Below are 14,184 nucleotides of genomic sequence, written 5' to 3'. Positions count from 1 at the left end.
ACACTGTTGGGTCCTGAGGAAACGGACCGTCCGGTATCTCGCCGCTTGTGGTGGCGGGTGCGACCCCCACCTGGCTGGTGGGGGTGTGGTGGTGGCGGGTTTCGTCTTCTGGTCTGGTGCCGGGATCGCGCACCTTTTGTTCAGGTCGCTCCTTCTGTGAAGGGACGGTCGGCGGGCAGGGGTGACGGGCTCGGAGTTCACCAGGTCACGGGATGGGGCCGGAGATCGTTCGGTGAGGTGATGCCCTTAGGCTTGCCTGAGCCGTAAGGATCTTCATCATCAGTCACAACGCGCCTGTTGTTGTTCATGAGGGTTGGGGTGTCGGGGCCGGAGAGTCAAGGAAGCAAGCTCTGGGGCGTGGCCTCTGGGTCTTCCTTGGTCCCTGGTCGGGGTTTTCGTCTTCCGGGGCTTGTCCTGCCGGTATACCGTGCCAGTTTGTGCTGGTGGTCTGGTGCTGGTCGGGGTGGGTTGTCTGGTTGTTGTTTGAGATTTGCATAGTGGACGCGAGCATCTTTTGTGGCCAAGTTGTTTAGGGCGCACGGTGGATGCCTTGGTACCAGGAGCCGATGAAGGACGTGGGAGGCTGCGTTAAGCCTCGGGGAGTCGCCAGCCAGACGTTGATCCGGGGATGTCCGAATGGGGAAACCTGACACCGGTCATGTGGTGTCGCCTCCGTCTGAATGTATAGGGCGGTTGGTGGTAACGCGGGGAAGTGAAACATCTCAGTACCCGTAGGAAGAGAAAACAATAGTGATTCCGTTAGTAGTGGTGAGCGAACGCGGATGAGGCTAAACCGTATGCGTGTGATAGCCGGCGGGTGTTGCGTGTGCGGGGTTGTGGGAGCTGCTGTGGGAGGACCGCCGTTCTTCCGGGGAGTGAGAAATTCATCTGGTAGTCGAAGCCTTTGGGATGGGGCGCCGTAGACCGTGAGAGTCGGGTAGGCGAAATCGGATGGACTCCTTATGTGGTTTCCCGAGTAGCACGGGGCTCGAGGAATCCTGTGTGAATCTGCCAGGACCACCTGGTAAGCCTGAATACTCCCTGGTGACCGATAGTGCACGAGTACCGTGAGGGAAAGGTGAAAAGTGCCCCGGTGAGGGGTCGTGAAAGAGTACCTGAAACCGTGTGCCTACAAGCCGTGGGGGCATCCTTTTTTTTGGGGGTGTGACTGCGTGCCTTTTGAAGAATGAGCCTGCGAGTCGTGGTGTGTGGCGAGGTTAACCCGGGTGGGGGAGCCGTAGCGAAAGCGAGTCTGAATAGGGCGTTTTAGTCGCATGCTGTGGACCCGAAGCGGGGTGATCTACGCATGGGCAGGGTGAAGCTCAGGTAAGACTGGGTGGAGGCCCGAACCCACCAGGGTTGAAAACCTGGGGGATGACCTGTGTGTAGGGGTGAAAGGCCAATCAAACTCCGTGATAGCTGGTTCTCCCCGAAATGCATTTAGGTGCAGCGTTGCGTGTTGCTTGCCGGAGGTAGAGCACTGGTTGGCTGATGGGCCCGACAAGGTTACTGACGTCAGTCAAACTCCGAATGCCGGTAATGTTAGCGTGGCAGTGAGACTGCGGGGGATAAGCTCCGTGGTCGAGAGGGAAACAGCCCAGATCATCGTCTAAGGCCCCTAAGCGTGTGCTAAGTGGGAAAGGATGTGGAGTCGCAGTGACAACCAGGAGGTTGGCTTAGAAGCAGCCATCCTTGAAAGAGTGCGTAATAGCTCACTGGTCAAGTGATTCTGCGCCGACAATGTAGCGGGGCTCAAGCATACCGCCGAAGACGTGGCACTTGTGCGCGAGAGCGTGTGGGTGGGTAGGGGAGCGTCGTGTCCTGGGTGAAGCGGTGGGGTGACCTGTCGTGGACGGGATGCGAGTGAGAATGCAGGCATGAGTAGCGAATCGGGGGTGGGAAACCCCCGCGCCGGATGACCAAGGGTTCCTGGGCTAGGTTAATCCGCCCAGGGTAAGTCGGGGCCTAAGGCGAGGCCGACAGGCGTAGTCGATGGATGACGGGTTGATATTCCCGTACCCGCTGTCATGCGCCCATACTGAACCTGGTGATACTAAGGGTCCTTAGCCCGGTCCGTCCTTCGGGATGGGCGGCAGGGTGAACGCCTGGCCTGAGCTGGTAGTAGGTAAGCGATGGGGTGACGCAGGAAGGTAGTCCATCCCAGGCGGTGGTCGTCCTGGGGTAAGCATGTAGGGGGAGAGGCAGGTAAATCCGTCTCTCGTTACAGCCCTGAGGTGTGATGCCGAGCCGATTGTGGCGAAGTGGATGATCCTATGCTGCCGAGAAAAGCCTCTAGTGAGTGTGGCGGCGGCCCGTACCCTAAACCGACTCAGGTGGTCAGGTAGAGAATACCGAGGCGATCGGGTGAACTGTGGTTAAGGAACTCGGCAAATTGCCCCCGTAACTTCGGGAGAAGGGGGGCCCTTGCTGGTGACCGGCCTGCGCGGCCGGGTGCTGGTGGGGGTCGCAGTGGCCAGGGGGAAGCGACTGTTTATTAAAAACACAGGTCTGTGCGAAGTCGTAAGACGATGTATACGGACTGACGCCTGCCCGGTGCCGGAACGTTAAGGGGACCGCTTAGCCGCTCTTCGGGTGGCGAAGGTGAGAACTTAAGCGCCGGTAAACGGCGGTGGTAACTATAACCATCCTAAGGTAGCGAAATTCCTTGTCGGGTAAGTTCCGACCTGCACGAATGGCGTAACGACTTCCCCGCTGTCTCAACCACAGGCCCGGCGAAATTGCATTACGAGTAAAGATGCTCGTTACGCGCAGCAGGACGGAAAGACCCCGGGACCTTCACTATAGCTTGACATTGGTGTTTGGGGCGGCTTGTGTAGGATAGGTGGGAGACTGTGAAGCGGTCACGCTAGTGGTCGTGGAGTCGTTGGTGAAATACCACTCTGGTCGTTTTGGATGTCTAACCCGCGCCCGTGGATCCGGGTGGGGGACAGTGTCTGGTGGGTAGTTTAACTGGGGCGGTTGCCTCCTAAAGGGTAACGGAGGCGCCCAAAGGTTCCCTCAGCCTGGTTGGTCATCAGGTGGTGAGTGTAAGTGCACAAGGGGGCTTGACTGTGAGACCGACGGGTCGAGCAGGAGCGAAAGCTGGGACTAGTGATCCGGCATCTCTGTGTGGTTGGGGTGTCGCTCAACGGCTAAAAGGTACCCCGGGGATAACAGGCTGATCTTCCCCAAGAGTCCATATCGACGGGATGGTTTGGCACCTCGATGTCGGCTCGTCGCATCCTGGGGCTGGAGTAGGTCCCAAGGGTTGGGCTGTTCGCCCATTAAAGCGGTACGCGAGCTGGGTTTAGAACGTCGCGAGACAGTTCGGTCCCTATCCGCTGCGCGCGTAGGAGACTTGAAGGGGGCTGTCCCTAGTACGAGAGGACCGGGACGGACGAACCTCTGGTGTGCCAGTTGTATCGCCAGGTGCATGGCTGGTTGGCTACGTTCGGGAAGGATAACCGCTGAAGGCATCTAAGCGGGAAGCCTGCCTTGAGATGAGGTCTCCCTCCCATGAAGGTGGGGTAAGGCTCCCGGTGGATGACCGGGTTGATAGGCTGGTGGTGGAAGCGTTGTGAGGCGTGGAGCTGACCGGTACTAATAGGCCGAGGACTTGACCACGATAAACATGCTTTGTTTTCTGTTGTGTGTGGTGCTCGCGTTCACTGTGTGATTCTGAGACTGCAACCGGGTTGATGCCCCTTTTTTTGGGGGTGTTGTCGGGTTGGTGGTTTCGTGGGGTTGCGGTGGTTATGGCGGTGGGGAGACACCCGGTTACATTCCGAACCCGGAAGTTAAGCCTGCCTGCGCTGATGGTACTGCACTGGGGACGGTGTGGGAGAGTAGGTCGCTGCCGCACAATCATTGAATAACGAGGAGGCCCTTGTCGCTGGGCACGGATTTTCGACTCCGTGCCGGGCGATAGGGGCCTCCTCTTTTGCGTGCCCGGACGCGGACTCGCCCCTACCACCCTCACGAGGCATCGCCTAAGGTTTGCAGCATTGTGGAGCTTTTCGAGACCCACCGCCGGCATCGGTGGGGCGTCGCGTACAGGATCCTCGGCACCGTGGCCGACGCCGATGACGCCATGCAGGAGACCTGGCCCAGCGCGCAGACCAGGACGCCGTCGAGGACGCGCGGGCCTGTCTGACGACGATGGTCAGCCGGGTCTGCTACGACCAGCTCACCTCCGCCCGTTCCCGGCGAGAGTCGTACATCGGACAGTGGTTGCCCGAGCCTGTGGTCGAGGAACTGGGCCCGGAAGACCGGGCCACGATGGACGATTCGATCAGCCTCGCGTTGCTGGCCGTACTGGAACGGCTCACGCCGGCCGAGCGCACGTCGTTCGTGCTGCACGATGTCTTCGATGTGCCGTTCGACGAGATCGCCGACATCGTCGGCCGCAGTACGGGGGCGGTCAGGCAGCTCGCGTCCAGGGCCCGGGTGCGGGTGCGGGTGCGGGAGTACGGGCTGCGGCGTACGCCGGAGCGGTCGGCGCACCTCAAGATGGTGGCCGCGTTCGCGGCGGCGGCCACCAGCGGAGACCTGCCCGGCCTGGTGGCCGCGCTGGACCCCGACGTCGTGTGGACGGCGGCGGCAGGGTCACCGCGGCGATCACCCCGATCGCCGGTGCGGAGAAGGTCGCCAGGCTGGTCCTGGGGATGGTGGAGCGCTGGTACACGGGCATGTCCGCAGAGTTCCGCGAGGTGGACGGCGCGCCGGGCGTGGTGGTGCTGGACGCGGCGGGGGCGGTGGACTCCGTGCTGGCGTTCACCGTGGCGGAGGGCGGCATCACCCGGGTGGACGTCGTGCGCAATCCGGAGAAGCTGCGGCACCTCAGTGTGTGACACAGCTCACTGAGACGTTTGCGGCCTGCCGCCGGTCTCCCCTGGTGAACAGCGACTCAGGAGGCTGGCATGAAGATCGTGGTGATCGGTGGCGGATATGCAGGCATGACGGCGGCGCTCCGGCTCGGCCGGCGGCATGACATCACCGTCATCAGTGAGAAGGACCGGTTCACCCAGCGGATCAGGCTGCACGAGTTCGTGGCGGGGCGGTCGAGTGTGACGATTCCGCTGGCGGAGCTGACCCAGGGCACCGGCATCGACGTCGTCGCCGCCCGGGTGGAGAGCATCGACCTGGCCGCCAAGCAGGTGCGTACGGCAGACGGCCGCGAGTTCGGCTATGACACGCTGGTCTACGCCCTGGGCAGTCACACGGACCTGAGCTTGCCTGGTACGGCCGAGCACACCTACGCCGTCGAGCGGGCCGCCGAGCTGCGGGAGCGGCTGGAGGGCGGTGCCGAGAAGGTCGTGGTGGTCGGTGGCGGGCTGACCGGCATCGAGCTGGCCGCCGAGCTCGCCGAGTCCTACCCGGGCCGCCGGATCGAGCTGGTCGCCCGCCTACCACTCGGTACTGTCGCCCCCGATCCGGCGGGCGGGCACCTAGCGGTGCCGAGCTGCTCGTGCTGGCCGGCTTCGCTGCCTGGGCCGGGCGCGGGATGCCGGGGGTTGGTACCGCTCCTGGCCGCCGTCGTGTTGTCGGTGGCGGTCGAGTGGGTGTGAAGCGTCTTCGCCGTGCCGGGTGACGAGTCGCGGTGCCAGCCCCCGGCACCACCTTGTTGACCAGGGCCGTCGTCTCGGGCTCGGGCGTGTCGTCCGTCGCCGGGTTCGGCGGGTCGGGTGAAACCGACTTCGACATCCCGGCCCGATCCGGCTGCTACTGGAACTCGCGGACTTCTTTGGTACGTATTCGCCTATTACCGGGCGGGTCTGCGGCGGATCGCGGTAAGATTCGCGGTCGTGCTGGCGGCATATCACATGGCGGCGTTCGGCCGGATCATCTGGCTGCTGCCGAATTAGGTCGATGTCGAATGCAGTTCGGCGGTCATGACCGTGACCGCATGGCCGCCGAGTATGACACGGTCGCCACGGAGGCTGGTATGCACCACACCACCCCGGGCGGAGAGCTGGCGGCCGATCAGGTCCTTCTCACCCAGTTTGGCGGACCAGTACGGTGCCAGCGCGCAATGCGCCGCCCCCGTCACCGGGTCCTCGTTCACACCGATGCTCGGAGCGAAGAACCGTGAGACGAAATGTGGCCCCTCCGACCCGCCCTGACCTGCGGCGGAACCGCTAAATCCAGCACGGCCGGCACCGTCATTCGCCGCGCGCGCGGTGACGATGACGCCTCTCGCGTCGATCTCGCGCAGCGCCGCGATATCAGGAGTGAGGGTCTGTACGGCATTTGCCGACTCCAACTCGACAAGTAGGTCGTCCCGGGTGCGCCCGGCCCACACGGGCGCCGCGCCCAGGGCCTCCGCGAGCCCCGCGGGCGGCGCGGTCGACACGGGCGGTGCGGCCGGGAAATCCATGGTGATCATATTGTCCGACCCCTGACTCACTGTCAGGATTCCACTCAAGGTGGAGAATTCGATCACCCCCGAGACCGCTCCGATGGAATAGAGCACATGCGCCGTGGCCAGGGTCGCGTGCCCGCACAATGCCACTTCGACGGCCGGGGTGAACCAGCGCAGCGAATACGGCAGCCCGCTGTCGAGACCGGTCACGAACGCCGTCTCCGAGAGGTTCATCTCGGCGGCGAGCGACTGCATCCACGTGTCGTCAGCAGGGAAGTCGAGCAGGCAGACGGCCGCGGGGTTACCCTGGAACGGTTGCCGGGTGAAGGCGTCTACGGTGAACATCCGCATGGGGTCAGGTTATCGGGGGAGGATAACCGATCGCCCTGAGGGACCCAGCCGTACAAAATAGGAAAGTGTTGGGCGTGTCGCATGGCGAACATCCAGGCATCGGTTAGCGTCCAATGTGTCAGGGCGAGCCGAATGCGGTGAGTGCCTGACGAGGAAAGGACGAGCCGATGGGGGCAGTGCGCAAGGTGGCGACCTACCTTGGCCTGGGCGGTGTTGATCAGTACGACGAGCCCTACGAGTACGAGGGCGCCGAGGACGAGGAGTGGATGCCCGCGGCGGAGCGCGCGGCGCGCCGGTGGCAGCAGGCGGGGGAACCCGCTCGCATAGTGATGGTGCAGCCGCTCAAGTACAACGACGCGCCCACCATCGGAAAGCACTTCCGCGAGGGTCAGACCGTGATCATGGACGTGACCGGCATGTCCATGACGGAGGCCACCCGGATGGTGGACTTCGCGGCGGGGCTGGCGTACGGATGCGAGGGCAAGATCGAGCGCATCGCGGAGAAGGTCTTTCTGCTCGCCCCGGCCGACGTCGAGATCTCCGCGGTCTGACGGACGGCCGCGGGGCATGCTCGCCGGGGGGCCGGGCATGTCCCACGATCGTCAGCGGGCCTGAGCCGCCGGGAGACCGGCCCGGCCGGCATGTGCGGACACACCATGCCGTGCCCGAATACGGCGGGCGACGCTGATGTGATGGTCAGGCGGCGCGAGGGCCGCGGCGGATGAGGCGGGTCAGGTCGGTGAGGTCGTCGGCGGCCAGCTTGGCGCGGGTGTCGGCCTCGCGGGCGTACTCGTGCATCGCCCAGACCGCACCGTCGGCCAGTTCGCGCAGCTCGGTGGTCCGGGCGCGTACGTAGTCGCCGTCGGCACGGGACTGGCCGTGCGCGCGCCACAGCAGGTGACCCGCGAACGCACAGAGCGCCACGCCCGGGAGCAGCAGGAGCATCATCGGCACGAGGAACGCCGCCACGCCCAGAACGATGCCCAGCGCCGCCACGGCGTAGCCCGGCCAGGGGCCCCGGCGCTTGGGCACGCCCGACTCGGTGATGCGCCGCTCGGCCTCGGCCAGCGAGCGCGGGTCGGGCCCTTCGGGCAGCAACAGGATGTCGTGCCCGAGAATCGGCACGGTGATCCGCGTCGGCGGCGCGCTGCGGGTCGCCGCGGACAGCTCCTCGGCCACCGACCGCACGATGGGCGCGACCACATGCAGGGCGGCGGCGGCCAGGTCGGGGTCCGCGCCGGGGCTGAGATCGTCGCGCAGGTGGCCGACCAGCGAACCCATCGGGCCCTCCGGGCCGCCCGAACCGATCAGGCTGCGCAGTACCGCCAGCGGCTCGTCATGGGCCCAGGCGGACACCGGCCGGCCCGAGCCGTTGCGCGGCGGAGGCGAGGCGCTTTCCTCGGGCCGCTTGGACGAGGTGATCTCAACGCACCTGCCGCGCAGCCGGGCCAGCTTGGCGGCGGCCTGGGTGGGGTCGGCCAGGGCGGGGATCTCGGCGAGCTCGGGATAGTCCACCAGCGAGTGCGGTATGACAACGGCGGGGTTGCCCGGTATGAGGGCGGCGAGCCAGCCGTCCACGTCGGTCTGGTCGGGGAGATCGACGGCGTCGAGCTTGCGGAGTACGAAGATCTTGCCGGCCGGGCCGTACGCGCCCCGCGCCGCGGTGACCCACAGCGCCCGCTGGCCGTGCGCGACTGGCCGGTCGGCGGACAGCTCGCCGAAGGCGATGCCGAGCCAGGACGCGTGGATGCGGTCGCCCTGCCCGGCCACCGCGAGCGCGAGGCACAGGAAGAGCGCGGTACGTCGTTCGTCCCGCTGTGCGGCCTTGGCCAGCGGGCCCAGCGCGTCCTGGCCCGCCATGAGGGCCACCAGGGCCTCCAACGCGGGCGGCAGCCAGTAGCCGTCGACGTCGGCGAACGTGGCCGGGAGCACGGGCGTGGCACCGCCGGCGGCGAGGTGCGCGAGCAGCGCCTCGGCGCCGCGTTGGAGCTCCGTCGTGGCACGGGGGCTCTCGGTCAGATCCATGCTCAAGCGGGAACCCCCCGTAGACGCTGGGATCGCCCGGACATGTGCGACTCCCGCCGAGGTCGCATGCCGGACATTCCAATGACCGCGCAAAGCCTAACCCGGGGGGTGTCCATGTCCACGGAGGCGCGCCCAGAGCAGGCGCTTCCGGGACCACCCGGTGTCATCCGGTCGGCCCCCCACCACCACGCCCCGCTCACCGGGCCGCTCGGGCGGTCGGTGTGGCCGTGGTGTGGTGTGGTGCGGTGGGATGGGAGCCGGGGGCGCGCGGTCACATCCGGTCGGGGACCGGGACGCCGAGCAGGTTGAGGCCGGTTTCGAGGACCCGCAGGGTGAGGGCGCACAGGGCCAGGCGGGAGGCCCGGGTGTCGGCGGGCACGCCCTCCTTCACCACCGGGCAGTTCTCGAAGAAGGTGGTGAAGGCCGTCGCCGTGTCGAACAGGAACGCGCACAACCGGTGCGGCTCGGCCGCCTCGCCCACCCGCTCGACCACCGCAGGGAAGCCGAGTAGTTGCAGCGCCAGTGCCCGCTCCGCCGCCTCGCCGATGACGATCGGCCCGGTGACGGACGCCGGATCGACGCCGCCACGGCGGAAGATGGACCTGATCCGCGCCTGCGCGTACTGCATGTACGGGCCGGTGTTGCCGGTCAGCGTGAGCATCCGGTCGAAGTCGAAGACGTACTCGCTGTCGTGGCTGACCGACAGGTCGGCGTACTTCACCGCGCCGATGCCGACCGCCCGCGCGATCTCCTCGCGGGTCGCGTCGTCGTAGCCGCGGTCGGCGATCGCCGCCCTGGCCCGGTCGATCGCCTCGTCGAGCAGGTCGCTCAACTTGACCGACTCGCCGGAGCGGGTCTTGAACCGCCGGCCGTCCTTGCCGAGCATCATGCCGATCTGGATGTGCTCGGCCGAGGCCGAGTCGGGCAGCCAGCCCGCCATCCGGGCCGCCGCGAAGACCATCTGGAAGTGCAGGGCCTGGTCGTTGCCGACGACGTAGAGGATGCGGTCGGCCTTCAGGTCGTGCACCCGGTAGCGGATGGCGGCAAGGTCGGTGGTGGCGTAGCCGTACCCGCCGTCGCTCTTGCGGATGATCAGCGGCAGCGGCTTGTCGTCGCTGCCGGTGAAGCCGGGCGGGAACACGCACAGCGCGCCCTCGCTCAGCACCGCGACCCCCGACGCCTCAAGGTCGGCGCAGGTCTTGGCCAGCATGTCGTTGTACATGCTCTCGCCGGCGATGTCGGCGTCGGTCAGGGTGACGCCGAGCATGGCGTAGATCTTGTTGAAGTAGCGGATCGTGGCGTTCATGAACACGTGCCAGAGCCGCAGCGTATCGGCGTCGCCGGACTGGAGCGTGGTGACGCGCTCGCGGGCCCGCCGCTTGAACGTCTCGTCGGCCTCGAACATCTGCCGCGCGGCCTGGTAGAACTCGGTGCCCTCGCCGGCCTCCAGCTGCGCCACGGCGGCGGGCTCGCCGATGTCGAGCAGGTGCTCGATGAGCATGCCGAACGGCGTGCCCCAGTCGCCCAGGTGGTTCTGCCTGACGACGCGGTTGCCGAGGTGCTCGTGGACCCTGGCCAGCGCGTCGCCGACGATCGTCGTGCGCAGGTGGCCGACGTGCATCTCCTTGGCCGCGTTGGGCGCGGAGTAGTCGATCACGACGGTGGCCGCCGGAGCGGTGGTGGGAACGCCGGCGCGCGGGTCGTCGAACATGTGGGCCGCGTGGTCGGCGATCCACGCGTCGCCGAGCGTGATGTTGAGGAACCCGGGGCCGCTGACCTCGACCGTGCCGGGGAAGTCGCCGAGCCGGTCGGCGATGGCCTGGGCGACATCGCGCGGCTTGGGCCGATCGGGCAGTCGCCTGGCGAGGCTCATCGCGACGTTCGCCTGGAAGTCGGCGAACTGCGAGGGCCGGATCAGCGGGTCCGCGTCGGCGAACTCCGCCCCGAAGGCGTCGGCCAGTGCCAGCCGGACGCGCTCGGTCAGGACGAGTTGCGGATCGGTCATGCGTCCAAGGGTATCGGCTGGCGATCCATATCCTCACCGGGTTTCCCGTCCGTGATCACCAGTGTCCGCAGGCTACGACCACAGGCGGTGCGGGCGGTGCGTCGCGGCGACGCGCTCGCCGATCTTGGCGACCGTCCCGCCCGCCGCCAGGCGCGCGGCCAGCGCGCAGGCCGACGCTATCCCGTTGGCCCTGGAGGCGCCATGTGCGATGACGACCGTGCCGTTCAGGCCGAGCAGGACGGCCCCGCCGTACGCCTCGGGGTCGAGCCTGTCGCGCAGGTCGCGCAGGGGGGAGCGCTGGAACAGCGCGCCGAACCGCGCCAGGCGGCTCTCCGCGAGGCTCGCTCGCAGCTCGCCGAAGGTGAACCGGACCGCGCCCTCGATGGCCTTGAGCGCGACGTTCCCGGTGAATCCGTCGGTGACCACGATGTCGACCACGCCGGTGAGCAGGTCGTGGCCCTCGACGTTGCCGCCGAAGTCGATGCCGGGGGCGGCGGCGAGGAGTTCGTGCGCCCGGCGTACCAGTTTGTCGCCCTTCTCGGCCTCGCTGCCGATGGTGAGCAGGCCCACCTTGGGGTTCGCGACGCCGAGGCCGGTCTCGGCGTAGGCGATGCCGAGGTGCGCGAACTGCACGAGTGATTCCGCCTTCACCTCGGCGTTCGCGCCCGCGTCGAGCAGGATGGTGGGGCGCGGCGCGGTGGGGAGTACGACGGCGATGGCCGGGCGCAGTACGCCCTGCTGGCCGCGCAGCCGCAACTTGCCGGTGGCCACGATCCCGGCGGTCGAACCGGCGGACACCACGGCGCACGCGTCGCCCCGCCGTACCAGGTGGCAGGCCACGGCGATGCTGGAACGCGGGCGGCGCAGGCTGGCCAGCGCGCCGGCGTTCATCTCCAGGGCCTCTTCGGCCCGCACGATCGGGATCTGCCGCGCGGCGTCGTGCTCGGCCAGGGCCTCGTACAACAGGCGGGGGGCTCCGACCAGGACCACGGGCACGTCATACTGCCGGAGCGCCTGTACGGCACCGGCCACGATCTCCGCCGGGGCGTGGTCGCCGCCCATGGCGTCCAGCGCGATCGGCAGGGGGGCGGCGGCGGGCCGGTGGCCGTCTTCCGCCGCACCGGGCGAACCCTCACCGGCCGCGCTGCCGCTGGCGGCGGTCGTGGCGGACTGCCGGGACTGGCTGGGTTTGCCGGGTCGGTGTGATTGGCCGGTCTCGCCGGAGTGGTCGGTTTCGGGCAAGGTCACCTCGTGCGGATCGCGTCTCACCGCATCGTAGGCGTCTTGTCCAGTACGTCTACCAGCGGGTACGCCGACCTGCCGGGCCGCCGTCAACGGCTCGTGGTCAGCCGAAGTGCCAGTCCTTCTCCCGGGAGACCACGATCTTGCTGAACACCGCGCGCCCGGTGATCCGGATCAGCGGGCCCGTGTCGCTCGCAGCGTTGCCGGACCCGCCCGAGCCCGCCGAGACGTGGCGCTTGCCGAACAGCACCCCGCCCTCCTCGATCACCTGCGCGTCGGCCGGGACCCGCACGATGAGTTTGCCGCAGAACGCGTTAAGCTCCAGGGTGATCTCCCGGCCGGGCAGTACGGCCTCGGTGAGGTCCACGATGAGCGCGCCGAAGGTCGATCGCATCTGGGTATGGCGGGCCGGAACCCACCTCCCGCCCCGGACGACCTTGCTGAACACCGCGCCGACCTGCTGTTTGTGCAGGACGTCGGCCGAGGGTGAGCCGCTTAAAACGGGCAGATCCCGCGTGATCGCGACCAGATCGCCGACTGTTATCGCGGAGTAGGTAGCCTCCAAGCGGTCGGCATGCTCAACACTGGTGAGACGGCCGGTGGCGAGCGCTTCGCCGATGACCGCGGCGACTTGGTCGCGCTCGGCGTCGGACGCGCGTTGATCGACGTTGTCGGGCGGTGGACTGCTCATAGGGACGAGTGTACGACTAACGAGATATGTCGCGAAAGCAGGAAGTTTTACGGCAACCTTAGCGATCATCTGAAGGCTCTGAGGGCACCGCCCGGAGGGACGACATCAAAGGAAACTTTGGTCTCCCTGGAACCAGTCGAGGGGGTTGCCACGTCGGGGTATATGAAAAATAGAGGACGCACGAGACGGCCTAGTGGTTTACAAACCTCGGCGGAAAAGGGAGGGAAGGGCCTAGTGATCTTGAAGCAGAACGGTAGTCGCGGGTTCCGTGCCTACACCAGCAAGCACCTGGATGAACTGCTCCAGCGTGCAGGACTCGACGACGAGGAACGGCTGCGGATCCGTGCGGTGGCCACCGTGCTGCCCTTCCGGACGAACGCCTACGTGGTCGACGAGCTGATCGACTGGTCGGACATCCCGGACGATCCGATCTACCGGCTTGTGTTCCCGCAGGCCGACATGCTGCCGGAGGCGGACGTCAGCCGGATCGCCGGCCTCCTCCGCGACGAGGCCGCGAAGAGCGAGATCACCGCGGTCGCGCACGACGTACGCATGAAGCTGAACCCGCATCCCGCCGGGCAGCTCCAGCTCAACGTTCCCCGGGTCGGTCAGGAGCCGATCCAGGGGCTTCAGCACAAGTATCCCGAGACCGTCCTCTTCTTCCCAAAGCAGGGGCAGACCTGCCACGCGTACTGCACGTACTGCTTCCGCTGGGCGCAGTTCGTCGGCGAGCCCGACCTCAAGATGGCCTCCGACGACATCGAACGGCTGGTCGAGTACGTCCGCGCGCACCCCGAGGTGACCAGCGTCCTGCTCACCGGCGGCGACCCCATGATCATGGGCGAGCCGGTGCTGCGGCGCTACGTCGAGCCGCTGCTGGAGGTCGAACAGCTCGAATCCATCAGGATCGGGACGAAGTCGCTGGGCTACTGGCCGCAGCGGTACATCACCGATCCTGACGCCGACGACACCCTGCGTCTGTTCTCGCGGGTGGTCGAGTCGGGCAAGAACCTCGCCTTCATGGCGCACTTCTCCCACCCGCGCGAGATCGAGCCCCCGGCGGTCCAGGAGGCGGTCCGGCGCATCATCGACACCGGCGCGGTGATCCGCACCCAGGCGCCGCTGATCCGCTCCATCAACGACGACCCGGCCATCTGGACGAACATGTGGCGGCGTCACCTCACCATGGGGATGGTCCCCTACTACATGTTCGTCGAGCGTGACACCGGGCCCCAGGACTACTTCGCGGTGCCGCTCGCGCGGGCGTACGAGATCTTCCGCGACGCGTACGCGGGCGTCTCGGGGCTGTGCCGTACGGTCCGCGGTCCGTCGATGTCGGCGACCCCCGGCAAGGTGTGCGTGGACGGGGTCACGGAGATCGCCGGCCAGAAGGTCTTCGTACTCCACCTCATCCAGGCCCGCGACCCCGAACTCGTCGGCCGCCCCTTCTTCGCCCGCTACGACCCCCATGCCACCTGGCTCACCGACCTGACCCCGGCCTTCGCCGAC

The 14,184-nt window shown here is 66.8% G+C and carries 10 protein-coding genes, 2 rRNA genes and 1 pseudogene; 8 read left to right on the top strand and 5 right to left on the bottom strand.

All coding sequences use genetic code 11. The features are described 5' to 3' along the window. Nucleotides 1-518: 518 nt before the first annotated feature. The 6 genes and pseudogenes from C1I98_RS22540 to C1I98_RS22520 all read left to right on the top strand — a co-directional run bounded on the left by C1I98_RS22540 (nucleotide 519) and on the right by C1I98_RS22520 (nucleotide 5,567). Nucleotides 519-3,624, top strand: a 23S ribosomal RNA gene (locus C1I98_RS22540). Nucleotides 3,625-3,745: 121 nt separating this feature from the next. Then, nucleotides 3,746-3,862, top strand: a 5S ribosomal RNA gene (gene rrf / locus C1I98_RS22535). 144 nt (nucleotides 3,863-4,006) lie between these two features. Then, entirely contained in the window at nucleotides 4,007-4,153 is a 147-nt protein-coding gene (locus C1I98_RS45765; protein ID WP_199537130.1) for a sigma factor, read from the top strand. Nucleotides 4,154-4,158: 5 nt separating this feature from the next. Next, nucleotides 4,159-4,398: pseudogene (locus C1I98_RS45760) on the top strand (sigma factor-like helix-turn-helix DNA-binding protein); the annotation flags it as partial. A gap of 188 nt (nucleotides 4,399-4,586) precedes the next feature. Further along, nucleotides 4,587-4,850 carry a sigma-70 family RNA polymerase sigma factor family protein gene (locus C1I98_RS44170; protein ID WP_233508078.1) on the top strand — a complete coding sequence of 88 codons (264 nt, stop codon included), beginning with the start codon at nucleotides 4,587-4,589 and terminating at the stop codon, nucleotides 4,848-4,850. A gap of 69 nt (nucleotides 4,851-4,919) precedes the next feature. Continuing rightward, entirely contained in the window at nucleotides 4,920-5,567 is a 648-nt protein-coding gene (locus C1I98_RS22520) for an FAD-dependent oxidoreductase (RefSeq protein ID WP_111169422.1), read from the top strand. A gap of 293 nt (nucleotides 5,568-5,860) precedes the next feature. On the opposite strand, the gene C1I98_RS22515 is transcribed toward C1I98_RS22520, so the two are convergent. After that, on the bottom strand, nucleotides 5,861-6,712 hold the full coding sequence (locus C1I98_RS22515; protein ID WP_111169421.1) for a PhzF family phenazine biosynthesis protein: 852 nt from the start codon (nucleotides 6,710-6,712) through the stop codon (nucleotides 5,861-5,863). 167 nt (nucleotides 6,713-6,879) lie between these two features. Between C1I98_RS22515 and C1I98_RS22510 the strand changes: the two genes are divergently transcribed. After that, entirely contained in the window at nucleotides 6,880-7,263 is a 384-nt protein-coding gene (locus C1I98_RS22510) for a cell division protein SepF (RefSeq protein ID WP_111169420.1), read from the top strand. Nucleotides 7,264-7,408: 145 nt separating this feature from the next. Here the strand turns inward: C1I98_RS22510 and C1I98_RS22505 are convergent, their stop codons facing one another. From C1I98_RS22505 to C1I98_RS22490, 4 genes are all read right to left on the bottom strand, one after another. Beyond that, on the bottom strand, nucleotides 7,409-8,737 hold the full coding sequence (locus C1I98_RS22505) for a hypothetical protein (RefSeq protein WP_111169419.1): 1,329 nt from the start codon (nucleotides 8,735-8,737) through the stop codon (nucleotides 7,409-7,411). A 271-nt stretch (nucleotides 8,738-9,008) separates the two neighbouring features. Then, entirely contained in the window at nucleotides 9,009-10,742 is a 1,734-nt protein-coding gene (argS, locus tag C1I98_RS22500) for an arginine--tRNA ligase (RefSeq protein WP_111169418.1), read from the bottom strand. 72 nt (nucleotides 10,743-10,814) lie between these two features. Beyond that, nucleotides 10,815-11,804 (bottom strand): phosphate acyltransferase PlsX, encoded by a 990-nt coding sequence (gene plsX, locus C1I98_RS22495; RefSeq protein ID WP_111169425.1) that lies wholly within the window; start codon nucleotides 11,802-11,804, stop codon nucleotides 10,815-10,817. Nucleotides 11,805-12,087: 283 nt separating this feature from the next. Continuing rightward, entirely contained in the window at nucleotides 12,088-12,675 is a 588-nt protein-coding gene (locus C1I98_RS22490; protein ID WP_111169417.1) for a DUF1707 SHOCT-like domain-containing protein, read from the bottom strand. 234 nt (nucleotides 12,676-12,909) lie between these two features. Between C1I98_RS22490 and C1I98_RS22485 the strand changes: the two genes are divergently transcribed. Further along, on the top strand, nucleotides 12,910-14,184 hold a 1,275-nt coding region (locus tag C1I98_RS22485), incomplete at its 3' end, for a KamA family radical SAM protein (protein WP_111169416.1).

Origin of the sequence: Spongiactinospora gelatinilytica, from assembly GCF_003236385.1 — a bacterium.
Classification (GTDB): domain Bacteria; phylum Actinomycetota; class Actinomycetes; order Streptosporangiales; family Streptosporangiaceae; genus Spongiactinospora; species Spongiactinospora gelatinilytica.
Note: the sequence above shows the minus strand (reverse complement) of the source record. Positions and strands in the feature narration are given on the sequence as shown.

Excerpts from the sequence above, each read along its gene's own strand:
- C1I98_RS22520 (WP_111169422.1), top strand. The coding sequence starts at position 4,920 with ATGAAGATCGTGGTGATCGGTGGCGGATATGCAGGCATGACGGCGGCG.
- C1I98_RS22515 (WP_111169421.1), bottom strand. The coding sequence starts at position 6,712 with ATGCGGATGTTCACCGTAGACGCCTTCACCCGGCAACCGTTCCAGGGT.
- C1I98_RS22510 (WP_111169420.1), top strand. The coding sequence starts at position 6,880 with ATGGGGGCAGTGCGCAAGGTGGCGACCTACCTTGGCCTGGGCGGTGTT.
- C1I98_RS22505 (WP_111169419.1), bottom strand. The coding sequence starts at position 8,737 with ATGGATCTGACCGAGAGCCCCCGTGCCACGACGGAGCTCCAACGCGGC.
- argS (WP_111169418.1), bottom strand. The coding sequence starts at position 10,742 with ATGACCGATCCGCAACTCGTCCTGACCGAGCGCGTCCGGCTGGCACTG.
- plsX (WP_111169425.1), bottom strand. The coding sequence starts at position 11,804 with ATGGGCGGCGACCACGCCCCGGCGGAGATCGTGGCCGGTGCCGTACAG.
- C1I98_RS22490 (WP_111169417.1), bottom strand. The coding sequence starts at position 12,675 with ATGAGCAGTCCACCGCCCGACAACGTCGATCAACGCGCGTCCGACGCC.